Origin of the sequence: Streptomyces sp. NPDC001816, assembly GCF_042892235.1 — a bacterium.
In the GTDB taxonomy this organism is placed as follows: domain Bacteria; phylum Actinomycetota; class Actinomycetes; order Streptomycetales; family Streptomycetaceae; genus Streptomyces.
Genome location: NZ_JBIATY010000001.1, coordinates 917,376 through 935,017, shown reverse-complemented (window position 1 = coordinate 935,017; position 17,642 = coordinate 917,376). Strand labels below are relative to the sequence as shown.

Here is a 17,642-nt window from a genome sequence, read left to right as displayed (position 1 = left end):
CATGGCGACCACGACTCCTCGCGTCGGGCACAAGCCGCGCACCGCACGGCACGCGGGTGCCTCTTCGGGCCCGCTGGTGGTCCGCCCCGCCCGGCGCGCCTCCCGCCGGAAGCGGCGCAGCGCCACGCTGACCGCCCTGACAATGATCATGCTGGTGTACACGCTGCTGCCGCTGGCCTGGCTGGCGATCAACGCCACCAAGACGCAGAAGGGGCTGTTCGACTCCTTCGGCCTGTGGCTGGATGGCGACTTCGCCCTGTTCGGCAACATCGCCGACACCTTCAGCTACAACGACGGGATCTTCACCCGCTGGCTGCTCAACACCGTGCTGTATGTGGTGGTCGGGGCGGGCGGCGCTACCTTCCTCGCGACGCTCGCCGGGTACGGGCTGGCCAAGTTCGACTTCCCCGGCAAGAAGGCCGTCTTCGCGACCGTCATCGGAGCGGTCGCGGTGCCCGGTACCGCACTGGCGGTTCCCACCTTCCTGATGTTCTCCGAGATGGGGCTGACCAACACCCCGTGGGCGATCATCATCCCGTCGCTGGTCTCGCCGTTCGGCCTCTACCTGATGTGGACCTTCGCCACCGACGCCGTCCCGAAAGAGATCCTGGAGTCGGCGCGCGTCGATGGCGCCGGCGAGTTCCGCACGTTCTTCCAGATCAGCATGCCGATGCTGGCGCCGGGAATCGTCACCGTACTTCTCTTCAACGTGGTCGCGACCTGGAACAACTACTTCCTGCCGCTGATCATGCTGAAGGATCCCGACTGGTACCCGCTGACCCTCGGCCTGAACAGCTGGAACGCCCAGGCTTCCACCGTGGGCGGCGAAGCGGTCTTCAATCTCGTGATCACTGGATCACTGCTCACCATCGTCCCGCTGATCGCGGCGTTCCTGCTGCTCCAGCGGTACTGGCAGTCCGGCCTGTCCGCCGGAAGCGTCAAGGGCTGACCCAAGCCCGCCGACTGCCACGCCTCCCAGGTACACCGCACGAAAGGGAACACCCCATGACGAGAACCCGTCGTCACGCCCTGCTGCTGGGCGCCGCCGCCCTGTCAGTGGCACTCACCGCCACCGCCTGCAGTTCCTCCGGCACCGAGGACTCGGGCAGCGCCGAGCCTGCGTCCAACGCCGACATCCAGGCCGCCCTGAACACCGGCGGCGAGATCACCGTCTGGGCCTGGGACCCGACGCTGAAGAAGGTCGTCAGCGACTTCGAGGCCAAGTACCCCAAGGTCAAGGTCAACCTGGTCAACGCCGGCACCAACAACGACCAGTACACCGCGCTGCAGAACGCGGTCAAGGCCGGATCGGGTGTCCCCGACGTCGCCATGATCGAGTACTACGCCCTGTCGCAGTTCTCGCTCGCCAAGTCCCTCACCGACCTCAGCGCCCTGGGTGCGGACAAGCTCAAGGGCACCTTCTCCGCCGGCCCGTGGAGCGCCGTCCACGCCGGCACCGAGGGTATCTACGCCCTGCCGATGGACTCCGGCCCGATGGCCCTGTTCTACAACAAGGAGGTCTTCGACAAGCACAAGATCAAGGTGCCGGCCACCTGGGAGGAGTACATCGCCGCGGCCAAGAAGCTGCACAAGGCGGACCCCAAGGCGTATCTCACCGCCGACACCGGCGACGCCGGCTTCACCACCAGCATGATCTGGCAGGCCGGCGGAAGGCCGTACACCGTGAACGGCACCCAGGTCGGTGTGAACTTCGACGACGCCGGGACCAAGAAGTTCACCACCGCCTGGCAGCAGCTCATCAGCGACAAGCTGCTCGCGCCGGTCTCCCCCTGGAGCGATGCGTGGTACAAGGGCCTCGGCGACGGCACGATCGCCTCCCTCGTCACCGGCGCGTGGATGCCCGCGCCCCTCGCATCGGGCGTCAAGGCCGGCGCCGGCAAGTGGCGTGTGGCGCCCATGCCACAGTGGAGCAGTGGGGAGGAGGCCACCGCCGAGAACGGCGGCAGTTCGCTGGCCGTCATGCAGGCCAGCACCAAGAAGAAGCTCGCCTACGCCTTCCTCAAGTACGCCACCGTCGACGAGGGCGCGCAGACCCGCGTCGACGCCGGGACGTTCCCCTCCACCACCAAGCAGCTGAAGTCCCCGGACTTCCTCAATAAGAAGGACCCGTACTTCGGCGGCCAGAAGATCAACGAGGTGCTCGCCAAGTCGGCCGACGACGTCCTCATCGGATGGTCCTACCTGCCCTTCCAGGTCTACGCCAACAGCATCTTCAACGACAACGTCGGCAAGGCCTACGTCAGCGACACCACCCTGCAGGACGGCCTCAAAGCCTGGCAGGACGCCTCCCGCAAGTACGGCCAGGAACAAGGCTTCACCGTCAGGTAACACGCCCCGGCCCGTGTCCCGCCCGCCTGTTGGCGGGACAGCAGGACCGTCCAACGGCTCTTCTTCGCACCTCCACCCTGAGGGCACGAGGTCGCACGACCGGCCGCCAACGGCCGCCGCTGACGACGACCTCAGCGACCCGCCCCCACCATCGCCCCGCCGGCCACCTGACGGGCCGGCGGGGTCCCACCCCGGGCTCACCGAGCCACACGCGGCCTCCCTCCCCCATGCCCTGAGCCGCCCGTACCCGAAGGAGCAACCGGATGCACGGACGCTCGCCCAGCATCCTGCCGAGGCCACCGCCCGCGCGAATTCGGCACCGGTGGCCGCGATCACCGCGGTCGGCCGCGCAGCCGCCAACCGCATCCCGTGCCCGCCGCCCCGAGCAAGGACACTCAGCGGGCGGTGACAACGCCGTAGCGGGCCCCACCCGCAGCGGCCCCTTCTCCACAACAAAGACCGTGCCCGCCAGCCCAAAGCGAGCACGTCAACTCAGCCGACCCCACGTTCCCCGGCCGCCCGGCGCCCATCACCACCTCGCGCCGTGCCCTCTCCGGAACACACCCAGGCGCCACCACCACATCACAACCACCCACCCAAGCAGATCGCTTCGTGGCGCCCAAGGCGGCAACGACCGCCTGCACAGAGCCGCACGCAGAATAAGGAACACGACATGCCCAACTCCCAACCCACCCGGCCAGGTCCACACTCCGCCGTACTGCCCCCCGCCCGTACCCGCTTCCTCCGCCGCGCGCTGGCCTGCCTCGCGGCCGCACTGATCGCCGCGCCGATCACCATGCTGTCCACCGCGTCGCCGGCGGCTGCGGAAACCAACCCGACGGACGCCAGCAAGTTCAAGGGCGCGAACTGGGCCATGCCGGGGGACAACTATGTCCACGGCGCCGTCGTCCCCGAGGGGTTGGACAGCTCCGACAGCTACGACACCGTCAAAGCCAAGGCCAACGCCATCCTCGGCGGATTCCAGAGCGCACTCGGCGCCAACACCGTCCGGCTGCCGATCAACACCCACTCCGTCCCCGACACGACATGGGGCGACAAGTACACCGGCGCCATCGACGCCGCAACCGCCAAGGGCTTCAAGGTCATCCTCTCCTACTGGGAGGACGACGCGGCCCAGAGCGGCAGGATCACCGATATGGCCGCCTTCAACTCGATGTGGGACGCGGTCATCGGTAAGTACGGCTCCAACAGCCTGGTCTACTTCGAGCCGATGAACGAGCCCAACGGCTACAGCGCCACCGACTGGGCGAACCTCGCCGCCAAGTGGATCACCGACCGCCCCTCGGTCCCCAAGAACCGGATCATCGTGAGCGGACCAGGCTCGAACGACTACGTCACGACCGTGTGCGCCGACTCCCGCCTCGACGGGACCTACCTCTCGCTCCACCACTACGCCTTCGGTAAGCCGGCGAAGACCTACAGCGAATGGGTCACCGACTTCAACAGCAAGGTCGGCACCTGCGGCACGCGTACCATCCTGGACGAGTTCGGCGCGCCGATGGACACAGGTCTCAACTACAACGACGCGACGAGCACCGACAACTTCGTGCGGTACCTGCGTGCCGACACCGACACCGCCCGTTCCCTCGGCATGGGCGCGGTCTACTGGCCGGCCCTCGGCGGCAAGCACATCGACCGGCCCGCCTACGACTGGTACTCCCTGTTCGACCTCAAGGGCAGCGGCACCAACCTGGCACTGGGCGTTCGCAACATCAGCGGCATCGACCGCCTGAAGTACGCCTGGGGCAGCGACCCCGGCTCGCACACGAGCATCCTGCGCACCGTCGGCAGCGACGGTTGCCTCGACGTCCCCGACCTCAGCCACAACAACGTCCAGGTCCAGGTCTGGGCCCAGTGCTGGGGCGGCGACAACCAGCAGTGGACCCGGACGCCCTCCGGGCAGATCACCGTCTACGGCGGTACGAAGTGCCTGGACGCCTACGGAGCAGGCACCAACGACGCCACCAAGGTCGGCACCTACGACTGCAACGGCCAGGACAACCAGAAGTGGATGTTCTACTCCGACGGCACGATCCGGGGAGTGCAGTCCCGTCTTTGCCTGGACAAGGACCTGGCCTCCAACCAGGTCTGGCTCTGGTCCTGCTGGGGCGGCAACAACCAGAAGTGGCAGACCAGCTGAGAGGCCCCCCCGCCTGACACACCCACAGGCCGGTCGCGGACGTCAAGAGCCGCGACCGGCCTCATCCCCGGGGCGCTCCCCTCCGGGCCCGAGCAGCCGACCGGTCCATCCACGGTCCCATCGGCACTCCGAACGTCTCCCCACCACGAAGCGAGGAAAGCTGTGCCCCTTGACGACCTGACCGCATTCCACTCCGGCTTTGCCTGGGGAGCGGCCACCTCCGCCTACCAGATCGAAGGCGCGGTCGCCGAGGACGGCCGAGCACCATCCATCTGGGACACCTTCTGCAAGCAGCCCGGCACCATCGCCGGCGGGGACACCGGCGACATCGCCTGCGACCACTACCGCCGGTGGCCCGACGACGTGGCGTTGATGAAGGCCCTCGGCCTCAACGCCTACCGATTCTCCATCGCCTGGCCCCGCGTCATGCCGGACGGGGACAGCCGCGTGAACCCGGCAGGGCTGGCCTTCTACGACCAACTGGTCGACGCACTGCTGGAAGCGGGCCTTGCTCCTCATGCCACCCTCTACCACTGGGACCTGCCGCAGGCCCTCGAGGACCGCGGCGGCTGGCCCGCCCGCGACACCGCCCTGCGATTCGCCGACTACGCCACCGTTGTCGCCGACAGGCTCGGTGACCGGGTCACCAACTGGGCGACGCTGAACGAGCCGTACTGCTCCGCATGGCTCGGCCACCTCCAGGGGGTCATGGCGCCGGGCCGCACCGACCTGACCGCCGCCGTGCGCGCCTCACACCACCTGCTGCTCGCCCACGGGCTCGGCGTCGAGGCCCTCCGGTCCACCGCCTCACAAGCGCGGGTCGGCATCGTCAACATCCTCACGCAGTCCGAGCCCGCGAGCGACCGGCCCGAGGACATCGCCGCCGCCCGCCGCGACGACGGGCACAACAACCGCTGGTGGCTCGATCCCATCCACGGCCGCGGTTACCCGGCCGACATGGTCGAGGTGTACGGGACCGAACCACCCGCCGAACCCGGTGACCTGGAGACGATCGCCGCGCCGCTGGACTGGCTCGGCGTCAACTACTACAAGCGGTCAGTCACCGTCGACGATCCGCAGGGGCCCGCACCGTTCGCCCGTCCCGTCACACCGCCGGGCACACCCCGCACCGGAATGGACTGGGAGGTCCACCCGGACCGGCTGGAACAAATCCTCGTCCGGATCACCGAGGACTACGCGCCGCAATCGGTCCTCGTCACCGAGAACGGCTCCGCCTACCCCGACCGTGCAGCGCCCGACGGCAGCGTCCACGACACTGACCGCACCGCCTTCCTGGAGTCCCACCTGGCAGCCTGCGCGCGGGCTGCCCGCCGCGGCGTCCCGCTCGACGGCTACTTCGCCTGGTCCCTGCTGGACAACTTCGAATGGGCCTACGGCTACTCCCAGCGGTTCGGCATCGTCCACGTCGACTACGAGACCCAGACACGCACCATCAAGGACAGCGGCCACCGCTACGCCGAGATCATCCGCGCCCACCGGCGCACCACACAACACGCAGCTTCCGTCGCGATACCCACCCCCGAGAAGAGAACCTCTATTCGGAGGAGCGGCGCAGTAACTGAAGACCCTCGTCACCAGGGGACTGTCTGACGCTCACATGTCCCGGGCCGACAGGACGCGGCGAAGCGGTGCGTGGATGCCGCCGAGGCCGACGCTCTTGGTAGCAGTTGTTTTTCGATCTTGAGAGAAGCCCGTCGGGCGGGAGTCCCGATTGGGTGGTCGCGGGATGCTTGGCGCATACGGGTGGGGCCTCCTGAACAGCTCGTTGGTGTCGAATCACCGAGCAGCAGGAGGCCCTGATGCAGCAGTCTTCCGTGCCGATGGCCGGGCGGTCCAGCTCGGTCACCTGGGAGTGTGACTGTCTGGCTCACCGGTTCGGAAACGCCGCCGACAACGGGTCCCGGCAGCCGCGTTATCCGACGGACATGACGGACCGGGAGTGGACGGCTGTCCGGCCGTTGCTGCCGGTGCCGGGCTGGCTGCGCGGTCGCGGCGGCCGGCCGGAGGCGTACTGCCACCGGGCCGTACTTGATGCGATCCGCTACCTGGTGGACAACGGCATCAAGTGGCGGGCGATGCCTGCTGACTTCCCGCCGTGGGACCGGGTGTACGCATTCTTCCGCCGCTGGCGCGACCACGGTCTGGTCAGGGAGTTCCACGACCGGCTGCGCGCCAGGGCCCGCCTGATGGTGGGCCGCGACGCGGAGCCGAGCGCAGGCGTGATCGATTCGCAGTCGGTCAAGGCGGACGCGGTGGTCGGGGCGGACAGTCGGGGCTTCGACGGCGGCAAGCTGGTCAACGGCCGCAAACGGCACGTCGTGGTCGACACGCTCGGTCTGCTGCTGGGGGTGATGGTCACCGCCGCGGACACCGGCGACCGCACCGCCGCCCGCGTGCTGCTGAAACAGGGCGATGCCCACCACCGCCTCGCCCTCGTCTGGGCCGACGGCGGCTACACCGGCAGCCTCGTCGAGCACTGCCTGGCCGCGTTCACGCTGGTCCTGGCGATCGTCAAGCGCAGCGACGACATGCGCGGCTTCGTGGTGCTGCCCAAACGGTGGATCGTCGAGCGGTTCTTCGCCCACCTGATGCGCACCCGACGCCTGGCACGCGACTTCGAACGCCGCGCCACCAGCGCCGAAGCAATGATCTACTGGTCGATGACCCTGCTCATGACCCGCCGCCTGGCCCGGACACGCCCGCAGCCAGCATGAACCGGCCCGGTGCGGGCTCGGCCAGCCAGCCGCGGGCCACCAGGCGTTTCGCCTTCGACCGCAATGCCTCCACACGCGCTGGCACCACGTCCATACCGAACACCGCAGCCATCTCCTGGCAGGTCAGCGGCCCTTGACGGAGCCGGGACCGGTCCGCGAGCGCCTGCAGGATGCGCTGGTAGTCCGCCGACAGCACCGACGAGGCCAGCCCCTCACGCCACACGGGCACCTGCGACTTCGGCTTCGCCGCATCGCGGGGCGTCGGCTGAGCATCCGCATCCCGCGGATCCGGGATGACCTCCGTCCCGGCGGTGTCGCCGCGGTCCGGAGCCAGCACCATATCGACCCGCCTGCGGGCGATCGCCCACTCCTGCCATTCCAGCTCGGCCACGGCTAACTCGGCCTGGATCCGGTCGGCCTCCTCCCGCAGCCCGTCGATCCGACGGCGAGCGGCGAGCTCGTGCTGTTCCAGCAGTCCAACGACCGACGGCATCCGCGACCTCCCGGCAAGCGACGACCCGACAGGCCACGACTCCCACCGAATCACCGACCCTATGCCCGACCAGCGGAAACGCGGCGATCACGTCCGGAAAAACAACAGCTTCTGAGGCATCGGATGATCTCACGCCGGGTCTTGCCCTCCTGGGTGCGGCGTTCGTAGTACGCCTGGGTGCGCGGGTCGTGGCGCAGCCGGGTGAACACGATGCGGTGCAGAGCGGCATTCGCCTGCCGGTCGCCGCCGTGGTTGAGCCTCCGTGAGCTCCGACCGCCCGAGGAGTACTCGATGGGACTGACTCCGCACAGCGCGGCGAAAGACGCCTCGGTGCTCAGCCGCTCGGGATCATTCCCTTCACCACCCACGCCATGAGCGGCCTGGGCACCACGCGCCGCGACTACGCAGCCTCATGCCGCGGTGCAGCCTTTGCCGATGGTCTGGCGATTCAGGGCGAAGAGGTCACACAAGGGGACAGCGCCATCAGGGCCTGGCTGGAGCGCGTTGGTCTCGTCATCTCCTAACGCGTCTGGCCGCCACCAAGGAGCGGCTGGGGGCGGACCACCACCGCGTCAGCCGGCCACTGCAAGATGTCCCCGACTGTGCACTTGAATCGGCGAGAGGTGCCAACTCAGGTACACAGGCGCGTCTCATCCGAACGAGGGGTCCTCGCAGCCACCGTGAATTCCCGCAGAAGGGACGGGCATTGTCTCCGGGTCAGCGCGCCCGGGGAACCGTTGGAGGACCGCATGCACCAGGTCCTCAACGAGCGGCAGCAGGCCGTGCTCGGCTGGGTGAACCAGGGGTGTCCCGACGGAGTCTGGCCGGACAGCACGTACAAGGTCAGCGCTCAGGCCCTGCAGAACCGAGGACTCATCAACCAAGCCATCGCCCGCCGCTGCCAATACGGAAGAAGAACCAGCTCAGAGCACGATGTCTGACTGGAGTACTAGGGGGTGTCCGACGGGTGGGCCGTCGCGCCGTCGCCTACAGGTTCCATCACGGTCTCCTCGTCGTCGGACAACCAACCGGCGGCTCATTCCCTGACCGGCGGGCAGAACTTGTAGGTCGCGGCAGACCGCATCCCCTCACGAACCGGGCCGGGCATGGTCGCTGGCGCCGTGGCGTTCGTCCTCGTCCCTGGCCAGCATCGACAGCAGGCAGGCCACGGTCACGCCCTCCTCGGCCGGGTGGCGCAGCACCTTGTCCGGGTCGATGCTGTACCGATTGGAGCGGCCGTGGCGGGTGTGGGAGAGGTATCCGTCCTGCTCCAGGTCCGCGATGATCTTCTGGACGGCCCGTTCCGTGAGTCGGCATCGCGCCGCGATGTCACGGACCCGCGCGTGGTGGTTGTCGGCGATGCTGGCCAGCACGCGCGCGTGATTGGTCAGAAACGTCCACCCCGTGTGCGGCTCGGGCACTCCATGGACTTCTGTCACGACTCCATGTTACGTCCACACGTTCACGCACCCAAAAACACGAAGATAAATTCGTGTAGGGGTTGACGTGTCACGTAGAGGCGGCTGAGCCTGGAGAAGAACAACCCGGAGGACCGGAGGAGGCGAGCATGACGACGCTACCGTCCCCGGACACACCGCTCGCCAGCGACGAAGCCGACCGCACACCACCGTCCACCGGCGCGCTGCCGGTGCAGGCAGGGCCGGCCGGGATCCGCGTGACCGTCACCGTGAGCGGAGAGTTCTGCCTCGACAACTGCCAGAGCCTCCGGCACGCCCTGCGCGATGCAATCATGCGGTCGGCCGAGGGTGTGGACCTGGACCTCAGCGAACTTCACTTCGCGGACTGCTCTGCACTCAACGTGCTGCTGGCCGCTCGCCGTGACGCAGTCGCGGCGGGGAAGACGGTCACCGTCACCACGGCCAGCCCCGCCGTCGAACGACTGCTGACCTATACCGACACCCACAGCCTCTTCTCCCCCGCCCACGAGCATGCCGACCCGCCCGCCCGAAGGCCCGGGCCGCCGCGCGAAGAAACCGACGACGACCTCCTGCGGACCGAAGTCGTCCAGCTGAGGCGCGCGCTGCGCACCCACCCGGACATCGACCTGGCACGCGGCATCCTCATGGCCTCTTTCGGTCTGAACCCCGACGAGGCGTGGCAGGTACTGGTCACAGCGTCCCAGAACACCAACACGAAACTGCACCGCCTCGCCGAGGACGTCGTCACCACCGTCCAAGGCGCGCCCCTGCCCAACCCGGTCCAGCAGCAACTCACCGCAGCCGTCGCCAGAACACGCAACACCGGCGGCGGACCGGCATTCGCTGTCAGGGAGGTTTGGGCCGGCGGGATCTGAGCTGCTGGGGTCGGTCTTGAGAGTCCGATGCTGAAGCCGGGCTTGCGCTCCGGATCTCATGCCTCGGCGCCTGCCGCAGGGAGGAGGCCCAAAGCCCGACTGTGAAGCACCAATTAACAGAAATTGGGAACACAGCGGATATCGCCCATCCATGAGGAGGTCGGTCAGATGTCTACCGGCATGCTTTTGGCGATCGTCATTCCCATCGCAGTGGTCGTCGTGCTGATTGCCGCTGCCCTGGCTCTTTTCCTGCGGCACCGGGCTCTGCGTCAGCGCTTCGGCCCCGAGTACGAACGGACCGTCGACGGCGCCGACAGCAGGCTCGCCGCCGAGCGGGAACTCAGCGCACGCGAGAAACGGCACGACAAACTCGACATCAAGCCTCTGCCCGACCGTCTCCGCGAGCGCTACTCACGGGACTGGGACCACGTGCAGCACGAGTTCGTGGACCGGCCCGAGGACGCCGTACACGACGCGGACCATCTGGTGACCTCCCTGATGCACGACCGCGGCTACCCCACCGAAAGCTACGACCAGCAGCTCAAGGATCTCTCCGTCGAGCACGGCCGCACCCTCGAGCACTACCGAGCCGCCCACGAGATCGACACACTCAGCGCGAGTCACAAGGCCACCACCGAGCAACTGCGCGGCGCCATGGTGCACTACCGGGCGCTGTTCGACGAACTTCTCTCCGACGGCGGCCAGACCCGCCACGCCCCGGCCTGACCTTCGGGCAGCCGGGACCGAACGGACATGGAGGAGACATGCAACGCGACGACACACCGCACACTCGTGACAGCGGGCTGTCCACGGAGGACCTCGCCCAGCCCCGCAAGGCCGACGCAGCGTCGAACACCACTCCACCGCCCCCGGTCTACCCGAGCGAGGGCGACGACAGAACGGATGCGGCCGACGACCGCGCGTCCCGCGACGAAGCCACCCCCGCGGCGGACGAGGCGGCGGGCGCACGGACCACAGACGCCGACGAGATGCCGCAACTGCTGACATCGCAGGACGAGGAAGACTTCCGTAAGGAGTGGGAGAACATCCAGGGTGCCTTCGTTGACGATCCTCGCCAGGCGGTACAGGCTGCGGACAACCTGGTCGCCAAGGTCATGCAGACGCTCGCCGCGACGTTCGACGAGCACAAGAAGAACCTCGAAGAGCAGTGGAGCCGAGGCGAGCAGGTCGACACCGAAGCTCTGCGCAGGGCTCTGCGCCACTATCGCTCGTTCTTCAACCGCCTGCTCACCACCTGACAAACACACCCGTGAGGCGAGGCGCAACGGGTTCAGGCAGTGAACGGCATCCCGCCTCACAGCGGCCGGTACACCGGCCGGAGAGAAAGAAGAACGCCGTGATCGCACTTGGCATCATCCTGCTCGTCGTCGGATTCGTCCTGAACATCGGCATCCTGTGGACAATCGGGATCATCCTGCTCCTCATCGGAGTCGTCCTGTTCCTCCTCGGCTCCCTCGGCCACGCGGTCGGCGGCCGCCGCCACTACTGGTAGAGCACGCCTGTACAACTTCCCTCCCAGCCTGGGTCAGCAGCGCATTGACGATGAGCGCGGCCGCTGGCGGATCTTCCGCCGCTGTTTGCCACGGCGTTGGCTGTGGGCTTGTTGGTCACGGCGTTCGGGGACGATGTGCTTGATCTGCCGACGCCGCAGGTAACGGCGGTTGCGGTGTGATGAGTACGCCCCTCCCTCGCGCCCTGCCCAGAGACGCCCACTCCGCCGCAGGTGAGAACGCCCCGCATGCGTGAGCGGTCAGTCTGGGACGAGTGACGTCCACAGTCATGGAGCACACGCCGGTGTGCCGTCCGCGCCCTGGAGGCAGAAGAACGAGGCCGAGAACGCGTGCTCACGGCGCCGGTCCGCGGGCGGCCACGCCCGGTACTCGTGCACCGTCGTGGTGCCGCTCTCCAGCACCTGCCGCATCACCACCTTGAGCGCTTCGGCCTCGACGGCGGGCAGTGAATCCTTCAGACCGCGCCCGAAGCGTCGGTGACGAGGAACGCCGTCGTGACGCTCCATGGTGTCGTTCACCCACACACAACGCAGCTGCGGGTCATAGACGACGATGCCGATCGGGGCGCGGGCAAGGAGCGACTACCGCACCGGTCCCCCGGTCGTCCCCGAGGACAGGGAACCTATGTCCGTCACGGACACCAGCCACCGGGTGTCGGCGTCCCGCCCCCGCAGCAGCGAGACCCGCAGCGTCATCCTGAGCGTGTGGCCGTCGCGGTGGCGTATCGCCGCGGTGCCGGACCAGCCACCCCGTGCACGGCAGAGCTCGGCGAACGCCGAAGCCCTCCGGGCGTCCTCGGGGGGCGGCAGCACGTGTGCGGCGGATCGGCCCACCACTTCGCCGGCCGAGTAACCGACGAGCTGCTGAGCGGCGTGCGTCCACCCCACCACGGTGCCCCTGGCATCGATCATCGCTATCGCGGCGTCGCGCATCTCACGGGGGCCTGCCGGCTCGGCGAGGAGGGTGTGGTCGGTGTTGGTCATCGCGGTCCGTCCCATCGGTGCGGAAGTAGGAGCGTCGGCGCTTGTCCGGCGGCCCTGTGTGCAGCCGTGGTGAACGGCGTTGTCCCGGTGAGCGGCACACGGTGGGGTATGGGTCATAGTGGAGTATATGGCCATTTCTGATTAAATAGTCAGATGTAATGACGCAGACGTCAAGACCCTCACGTTTGATCGGATAATCAGACACACGCGCCGTGGCTACGCGGCTTCACCATTGGATGGGCAGGTGGCGGGGTCCGCGGAGCATGGCGTTCTGCCGGTACGGGGGCGGGTCTTCGACCAGGCGGGCGCTGCCGAGGCGGGGAAGCAGCGCACCGAGCGCGGCGTAAGCCTCGATGCGGGCAAGGGGGCTGCCGTAGCACACGTGGATACCACTGCCGAAGCCGAGGTGCTGGTTGTCCGCGCGGGTGGGGTCGAACCGGTCGGGCTCGTGGAACCGCATGGGATCGCGGTTGCCCGAGGCCAGCACCAGAATGACGGACGCGTGTTGGGGGATCTTGGTGCCGGCGACGTCCATGTCGGCGCGCGGGATGCGCTCGCGCATGTGGACCGGGGGCTCGTAGCGCAGCAGTTCCTCCACCGCTCGCGGCAGCAGGTCCGGTTCGCGGCGCAGGAGATCCAGTTGCTCGGGCTGGCGCAGGAAGGTGAGCGCCCCATTGGTGATCAGGTTGACCGTCGTCTCGTGCCCGGCGATGAGCAACAGCACGGCGGTTTCCGCGAGTTCCTCCTGGGTGAGTCGCAGGGCCGGGTCCGGTTCGTTGACGAAGGCGGAGAGCATGTCGTCGCCCGGATCACCGCGACGCCGCTCGGCGAGGTTCACCAGGTACCCGCCCATCTCCACCCGTGCCTGGTCGCCGGCTTTGTCCGTCTCGGTGGTGTCGTCGTCGGGCCTGACGTCGGCGGCTGCGACCAGCGCGTCGGACCAGGCCCTGAACAGCGGCTCGTCCTCGCGCGGTACGCCGAGCAGCCGGCAGATCACCGTGACGGGCAGCGGGTAGGCGAAGTCGTCGACGATGTCGATCTGCCTGCCGGCCTCGAAGGACGCCATCAGTTCGCCGGTGATGCGTTCGATCTCGCCGCGCATGGAGTCGACCCGGTCGGGGCTGTGCGGCGGTCCGAAGGGCCGCATGGCCAGGGTGCGCAGCCTGTGGTGTTCGGGGTCGTCGAGCCGGAGGAACGGAGGCTTGTGGGTCACTTCCCCCCTGGTGCGGGGGTCGGCACTCATGCGCGGGTCGTGGAGCAGAGCGGCGATCTCGTGGTAGGTGCCGATCAGGTAGCTGCCGTCTGTCTGCCGGACCACGGGACCGGCCTCGCGGAGTTCCGCATACAGCGGGTAAGGGTAGGGGCGGCTGGCGTAGTCGGTGATCCGTGCCAGCAGAGTCTCGGATTCCATGGCGGATCCTCGTGGGTCGGCGAGACGTGGGCTACACCACGGTCAGTCTGCGGTCTGGAAGATGGCCGGTGAGCGCGACGGTCGGGCCGTGGGACAGCCCCGACGGATCCGGCACGAGAGAGGGGATCGGAATGTCTGCCGCGATCGCCCGGTCCTGCGCGCCGGGCGGCGGCGGGAAGGGAGCAGCCGTCTCGATCAGGTGCCGGTAGTAGTCGAGTGACTTGGCCATGTCGACCGTGACCGCGGCGGTGACCCGGCCCTGGTAGCCGTAGACCATGGCCAGACGGCGTGCCTCCAGGGAGCCCTGCGCGATGACCACATGGTCGGAGTAGGTGGGTACGCCCACGGACTTGATGTTGAGTCCGAACTGGGTCGACCAGAACGACGGGATGGACAGGTGCGGTCGCTGCAGCGGCCCGGGGTTGACCATGTTGTGGGCCGCCACCCCGGCCTGCTCCACCGCGTTTCCCCAGTGCTCCAGGGACAGCATCTGGTAGCCGAACAGTGGGTGGGGGAAGCGGGAGACGTCGCCGGCCACGAAGACGTCGTCGGTCACGATCCCGTACATGTTGAAGGCCCGGCACCCGGCGTCGCAGGCGATCCCGCGCGGGCCTGCCGCAAGGCCGGAGTCCGCCAGCCATTCGACATTGCGGATCGCACCCAGCGCGACGACGCACACGTCCGCGTCCACGCGGCTGCCATCGGACAGCTCCGCGCTGGTGAAGCTGCCGTTCCCGCGAAGGGCCGTGACCGTCACCCCGGTGCGCAGGTCCACGCCGTGGTTGCGCTGCATGACCGCCGCGAGTTTCGACAGGGTCCCGCCGAGGGCTCCGACCAGGGGCGCGGGGCCGCGTTCGGTGACCGTGACCTCAAGCTCCAGCTCCCGGCAGGCCGAGGCGATCTCCGAGCCGGTGAAGCCGCCGCCGATCACCAGCACCCGCTCCGGCCTCGCGGCCAGCCGCTCGGCCAGTCCCGCTCCGTCCTCACGCGTGCGCAGGGTGAACACTCCGTCCAGGGCGGCTTCGTCCGAGTTGTGCCAGGGCCGCGCGCGGGTGCCGGTGGCGATCAGCAGCCGGTCGTACGGCAGTGACTCTCCGTCCTCCAGCAGCACCCTTTTCGCCAGCAGATCAACACCTGTGGCGCGGACGCCGAGGCGCCACTCGGCGTCCGGATCCCGGCGCATCGGCAGCTCGGTGGTGTCCGCCGTCGCCTGCCCGAGCAGCACCTGCTTGGACAGCGGCGGCCGGTCGTAGGGTACGTGGGGTTCGTCGCCGACCACGGTCAGTGAACCGGTGAAGCCCTCCTCGCGCAGCGCCTCGGCGGCTCGCAGCCCGGCCAGCGACGCGCCGACGATGACGATGCGGCCGTGCTTCAGGTCACCGGGCACCGGTGGTCACCTCTTCCCCGAGCAGGATCGCCTGGACCGGGCACGCCGCCGCGGCCTGACGCACGCGTTCGACCTGGTCGTCGGGAACGGCTGTGGCGTACAGCAGTCCCTCCTCGCCGTGCAGCTCGAACACCTCCGGCGCGAGGAACACGCACTGTGCGTAGCCCTGGCAGCGCGTGAGGTCGACAACGGTCCGCATATCCACCACTTCCTCCGCTGTCTCACCCCCTCGCTTCCAGCATGGGCCGGGAATCGCGGACCCGCACGTCGCGGCTGCGGAACACATACTCCGGCGCGCCGATGAGGCGAGCATTGCCAACTCTCTTGAGGAAAGCCTCCGTTGTCGCTCTGATCAGCTCCGGCCATCTCCGTGACCCACGCCACTTCGACCATTCCATACAACGTATGGTATTAATGGGAGGGAGGTTCCATACGGCGTATGGAAACTCTGACTCGGACCACACGCCAGAAGGGTGAGCGTCCTCATGGCTCTTCCGGACCTGGACGATCTCATCGCGGAAGTCGACCGGAGATGCGACACCGCGCACCGCTCCGCAGGGCGGGAACAGCTGGACTGGCTCGCCCTGCTGACCGTCGCTGCCGACCTTGCCGGCCAACTGCACACGCTGGCTGACGACTTGGTCGAGTATTACGTCGAGCACTGCCGGACGCACGGCTCCTCGTGGACCGACATCGGTGCCACCCTGGGGGTGACCCGGCAAGCGGTCCAGCAGCGCTTCAACAGCCCCCACAAGCGCTACGGCCCCGAGACGATGACCGACGACCTCCGCCAGGCGATGACACACGTCAAACAGGCCGCGGTGCAGCACCGCAACAACTACATCGGCACCGAGCACCTGCTCTGGGGCCTGACCGCCGAGGACAACAGCGCCACCCAGCTCCTGCAAGCCGCCGGTGTCTCGCCGGAAGCGGTCCACCGGTCCGTCGGCACCCGGCTGAGCAGGGGTGCTTCCCAGGCAACCGAGCGCATCGCCTGGACGCCCTAGTCCCGCAAGGCCATCGCCATCGCCGAGACGCGGTCCGAACACAACGGCTCCGACCGCATCGACTGCGACGACCTGCTGATCGGTCTTGCCCAGCTCGGCCGCGGAGTGGCCGCCGACGTCCCGACCGAGGCCGGGTTCGGCCCGGCCGCCCTCGACGCCACGCTCACGGACGCCCCCTCATCACTGCACGACTGACCACGACGCACTGCACTGATTCCCAGGGGGGATGGATCGTTCGTAGGGTCTGTGGGAGACCGCGAGGCCGCCACCGACACGGGTGCGTTCGCAGGGCGGCGGGGTCGCGAACATCGTCGATGAGGCAGTCTTCGCGGCGATCAGCTACGTGCTGGTCACCGGCTGCGCCTGGCGGCCCCTGCCGCCGTGCCTGGGGGTGCCGAAGTCAACGGTGCGCCGCCGGTTCCTGATCTGGCCCCGGGCCGGCGTCTGGGGACGGCTGCACCAGAAGATCCTCGGGATGCCCGCCCGGCCAGGGCCTGGTCGCCCCCTCCCGACGAGGGCCGCCCGGATATCCGGACTGCGGCCCCGTCAGTGCCGGCCCCAGGCCGCCACGCCTCAGAAGCCGGGACTCAACGGCCGGCGCCCCGGCTGTCACGTTCGGCGGCAAGCCGGCTTTCCAGGCCCGCGATGAGAGTGTCCATCACCAGGCGGAACCTTCGGTCCTGGACAGGCCCTGCCGGGTCTGCGTCCATGGACTCGCCTGCGCCGACAGCGGGACCGGGGGGCTTGAGGCTCGCCCACTGGTGAAGCGAGCCGTTGAGTTCGGCGGCGAGGACACCGACGACGACGGCGACCACCAGAGCGGCGGCCTCCGAGACCTCCGACTCCGGCACTCCCGCGGCGGCCACGATCGCGGTGAGCGCGGTCCAGAACGGGTCGTCGGGCTGGATGAAGTCCGGCTGGTGGCTGAACGAGTAGGCCATCAGCTCGGGGTGACGATGCGCCAGCGTACGGAAGTCCGTGGCGAGCAGGCGGATGCGCTCCTGCCAGGGAGCGTCCTCAAGCGTCACGGTGCGGAACTGGGCGCCGACCATTCTCGTCACGCCACGCAGCACCGCTTCCTTGTTCGGCACGTGGTGGTACAGCGACATCGGGTTGGCATCGAGCTCGGTGGCGAGTTTGCGCATGGTGAGCGCCTCGACCCCGTCCTCGTCGATGAGCCGCAGGGCGGCGGCATAGATCCCGGCCTCGGTCAGAGGCACGTCTCTCTTCCTCGTTCCCCGCGGGGGACGCCTCACCTTCTTTTCCATAC

At 68.3% G+C, this 17,642-nt stretch carries 20 protein-coding genes and 2 pseudogenes; 12 read left to right on the top strand and 10 right to left on the bottom strand.

The features are described 5' to 3' along the window. Position 1: 1 nt before the first annotated feature. The 5 genes from ACFYZZ_RS04305 (at position 2) to ACFYZZ_RS04285 (ending at position 7,245) form a co-directional block, all read left to right on the top strand. Entirely contained in the window at positions 2–949 is a 948-nt protein-coding gene (locus ACFYZZ_RS04305; RefSeq protein WP_389171329.1) for a carbohydrate ABC transporter permease, read from the top strand. A 56-nt stretch (positions 950–1,005) separates the two neighbouring features. After that, positions 1,006–2,349 (top strand): ABC transporter substrate-binding protein, encoded by a 1,344-nt coding sequence (locus ACFYZZ_RS04300; RefSeq protein WP_389171326.1) that lies wholly within the window; start codon positions 1,006–1,008, stop codon positions 2,347–2,349. Between the two features lie 673 nt (positions 2,350–3,022). Then, positions 3,023–4,510 (top strand): ricin-type beta-trefoil lectin domain protein, encoded by a 1,488-nt coding sequence (locus ACFYZZ_RS04295; RefSeq protein ID WP_389171323.1) that lies wholly within the window; start codon positions 3,023–3,025, stop codon positions 4,508–4,510. 162 nt (positions 4,511–4,672) lie between these two features. Continuing rightward, a complete protein-coding gene (locus ACFYZZ_RS04290) occupies positions 4,673–6,121 on the top strand; it encodes a GH1 family beta-glucosidase (RefSeq protein WP_389171322.1) in 1,449 nt (482 codons plus the stop codon). Between the two features lie 335 nt (positions 6,122–6,456). Next, positions 6,457–7,245 (top strand): IS5 family transposase, encoded by a 789-nt coding sequence (locus tag ACFYZZ_RS04285; RefSeq protein WP_389172013.1) that lies wholly within the window; start codon positions 6,457–6,459, stop codon positions 7,243–7,245. Here the strand turns inward: ACFYZZ_RS04285 and ACFYZZ_RS04280 are convergent. Together ACFYZZ_RS04280 and ACFYZZ_RS04275 are read right to left on the bottom strand one after the other, a co-directional pair. Further along, positions 7,202–7,738: a hypothetical protein gene (locus ACFYZZ_RS04280; RefSeq protein WP_389171319.1), complete on the bottom strand. Its 537-nt coding sequence runs from the start codon at positions 7,736–7,738 to the stop codon at positions 7,202–7,204. The two genes, ACFYZZ_RS04285 and ACFYZZ_RS04280, sit on opposite strands and share 44 nt — an antisense overlap. Positions 7,739–7,797: 59 nt before the next feature. Next, a complete protein-coding gene (locus ACFYZZ_RS04275; protein ID WP_389171317.1) occupies positions 7,798–8,106 on the bottom strand; it encodes a transposase in 309 nt (102 codons plus the stop codon). A 381-nt stretch (positions 8,107–8,487) separates the two neighbouring features. Here ACFYZZ_RS04275 and ACFYZZ_RS04270 point away from each other — a divergent pair, with 381 nt between their 5' ends. Then, positions 8,488–8,679: a hypothetical protein gene (locus ACFYZZ_RS04270; protein WP_389171316.1), complete on the top strand. Its 192-nt coding sequence runs from the start codon at positions 8,488–8,490 to the stop codon at positions 8,677–8,679. Positions 8,680–8,826: 147 nt separating this feature from the next. Here the strand turns inward: ACFYZZ_RS04270 and ACFYZZ_RS04265 are convergent, their stop codons facing one another. Beyond that, positions 8,827–9,177, bottom strand: coding sequence for a helix-turn-helix domain-containing protein (locus ACFYZZ_RS04265; RefSeq protein ID WP_331743949.1), 351 nt, complete (start codon positions 9,175–9,177; stop codon positions 8,827–8,829). 128 nt (positions 9,178–9,305) lie between these two features. Between ACFYZZ_RS04265 and ACFYZZ_RS04260 the strand changes: the two genes are divergently transcribed. From ACFYZZ_RS04260 to ACFYZZ_RS04245, 4 genes are all read left to right on the top strand, one after another. Continuing rightward, a complete protein-coding gene (locus tag ACFYZZ_RS04260; RefSeq protein ID WP_389171314.1) occupies positions 9,306–10,052 on the top strand; it encodes an ANTAR domain-containing protein in 747 nt (248 codons plus the stop codon). A gap of 168 nt (positions 10,053–10,220) precedes the next feature. Further along, the gene (locus ACFYZZ_RS04255) at positions 10,221–10,778 is read left to right on the top strand and encodes a hypothetical protein (protein ID WP_389171313.1); all 558 of its coding nucleotides are present in this window, start codon (positions 10,221–10,223) and stop codon (positions 10,776–10,778) included. A gap of 38 nt (positions 10,779–10,816) precedes the next feature. Continuing rightward, on the top strand, positions 10,817–11,311 hold the full coding sequence (locus ACFYZZ_RS04250) for a hypothetical protein (RefSeq protein ID WP_389171311.1): 495 nt from the start codon (positions 10,817–10,819) through the stop codon (positions 11,309–11,311). 98 nt (positions 11,312–11,409) lie between these two features. Continuing rightward, positions 11,410–11,565, top strand: coding sequence for a DUF6131 family protein (locus tag ACFYZZ_RS04245; RefSeq protein ID WP_099053157.1), 156 nt, complete (start codon positions 11,410–11,412; stop codon positions 11,563–11,565). A gap of 87 nt (positions 11,566–11,652) precedes the next feature. Here the strand turns inward: ACFYZZ_RS04245 and ACFYZZ_RS04240 are convergent. From ACFYZZ_RS04240 to ACFYZZ_RS04215, 6 genes and pseudogenes are all read right to left on the bottom strand, one after another. Beyond that, positions 11,653–11,754 (bottom strand): annotated as a pseudogene (locus ACFYZZ_RS04240) (IS5/IS1182 family transposase); the annotation flags it as partial. Between the two features lie 96 nt (positions 11,755–11,850). Continuing rightward, positions 11,851–12,102, bottom strand: coding sequence for a hypothetical protein (locus ACFYZZ_RS04235; RefSeq protein WP_389171308.1), 252 nt, complete (start codon positions 12,100–12,102; stop codon positions 11,851–11,853). 63 nt (positions 12,103–12,165) lie between these two features. Then, positions 12,166–12,567, bottom strand: coding sequence for a PAS domain-containing protein (locus ACFYZZ_RS04230; protein WP_389171306.1), 402 nt, complete (start codon positions 12,565–12,567; stop codon positions 12,166–12,168). A gap of 226 nt (positions 12,568–12,793) precedes the next feature. Next, entirely contained in the window at positions 12,794–13,978 is a 1,185-nt protein-coding gene (locus ACFYZZ_RS04225) for a cytochrome P450 (RefSeq protein ID WP_389171303.1), read from the bottom strand. A 31-nt stretch (positions 13,979–14,009) separates the two neighbouring features. After that, on the bottom strand, positions 14,010–15,365 hold the full coding sequence (locus ACFYZZ_RS04220; RefSeq protein WP_389171300.1) for an NAD(P)/FAD-dependent oxidoreductase: 1,356 nt from the start codon (positions 15,363–15,365) through the stop codon (positions 14,010–14,012). Beyond that, a complete protein-coding gene (locus ACFYZZ_RS04215; RefSeq protein WP_365524678.1) occupies positions 15,355–15,564 on the bottom strand; it encodes a ferredoxin in 210 nt (69 codons plus the stop codon). Before ACFYZZ_RS04215 ends, ACFYZZ_RS04220 begins: the two co-directional genes overlap by 11 nt. A gap of 286 nt (positions 15,565–15,850) precedes the next feature. On the opposite strand from ACFYZZ_RS04215, the gene ACFYZZ_RS04210 reads away from it, so the two are divergent. Continuing rightward, complete coding sequence (locus ACFYZZ_RS04210) at positions 15,851–16,372, top strand: Clp protease N-terminal domain-containing protein (protein WP_389171298.1); 522 nt, start codon at positions 15,851–15,853, stop codon at positions 16,370–16,372. Positions 16,373–16,616: 244 nt separating this feature from the next. Further along, positions 16,617–16,844: pseudogene (locus ACFYZZ_RS04205) on the top strand (transposase); the annotation flags it as partial. A gap of 115 nt (positions 16,845–16,959) precedes the next feature. On the opposite strand, the gene ACFYZZ_RS04200 reads toward ACFYZZ_RS04205, so the two are convergent. Further along, positions 16,960–17,592, bottom strand: coding sequence for a TetR/AcrR family transcriptional regulator (locus ACFYZZ_RS04200; protein ID WP_389171296.1), 633 nt, complete (start codon positions 17,590–17,592; stop codon positions 16,960–16,962). Between the last annotated feature and the right edge of the window lie 50 nt (positions 17,593–17,642).

Coding starts and splice junctions, on each gene's coding strand:
- ACFYZZ_RS04305 (WP_389171329.1), top strand. CDS start 2: ATGGCGACCACGACTCCTCGCGTCGGGCACAAGCCGCGCACCGCACGG.
- ACFYZZ_RS04300 (WP_389171326.1), top strand. CDS start 1,006: ATGACGAGAACCCGTCGTCACGCCCTGCTGCTGGGCGCCGCCGCCCTG.
- ACFYZZ_RS04295 (WP_389171323.1), top strand. CDS start 3,023: ATGCCCAACTCCCAACCCACCCGGCCAGGTCCACACTCCGCCGTACTG.
- ACFYZZ_RS04285 (WP_389172013.1), top strand. CDS start 6,457: ATGACGGACCGGGAGTGGACGGCTGTCCGGCCGTTGCTGCCGGTGCCG.
- ACFYZZ_RS04280 (WP_389171319.1), bottom strand. CDS start 7,738: ATGCCGTCGGTCGTTGGACTGCTGGAACAGCACGAGCTCGCCGCTCGC.
- ACFYZZ_RS04270 (WP_389171316.1), top strand. CDS start 8,488: ATGCACCAGGTCCTCAACGAGCGGCAGCAGGCCGTGCTCGGCTGGGTG.
- ACFYZZ_RS04260 (WP_389171314.1), top strand. CDS start 9,306: ATGACGACGCTACCGTCCCCGGACACACCGCTCGCCAGCGACGAAGCC.
- ACFYZZ_RS04255 (WP_389171313.1), top strand. CDS start 10,221: ATGTCTACCGGCATGCTTTTGGCGATCGTCATTCCCATCGCAGTGGTC.
- ACFYZZ_RS04250 (WP_389171311.1), top strand. CDS start 10,817: ATGCAACGCGACGACACACCGCACACTCGTGACAGCGGGCTGTCCACG.
- ACFYZZ_RS04230 (WP_389171306.1), bottom strand. CDS start 12,567: ATGACCAACACCGACCACACCCTCCTCGCCGAGCCGGCAGGCCCCCGT.
- ACFYZZ_RS04225 (WP_389171303.1), bottom strand. CDS start 13,978: ATGGAATCCGAGACTCTGCTGGCACGGATCACCGACTACGCCAGCCGC.
- ACFYZZ_RS04215 (WP_365524678.1), bottom strand. CDS start 15,564: ATGCGGACCGTTGTCGACCTCACGCGCTGCCAGGGCTACGCACAGTGC.
- ACFYZZ_RS04210 (WP_389171298.1), top strand. CDS start 15,851: ATGGCTCTTCCGGACCTGGACGATCTCATCGCGGAAGTCGACCGGAGA.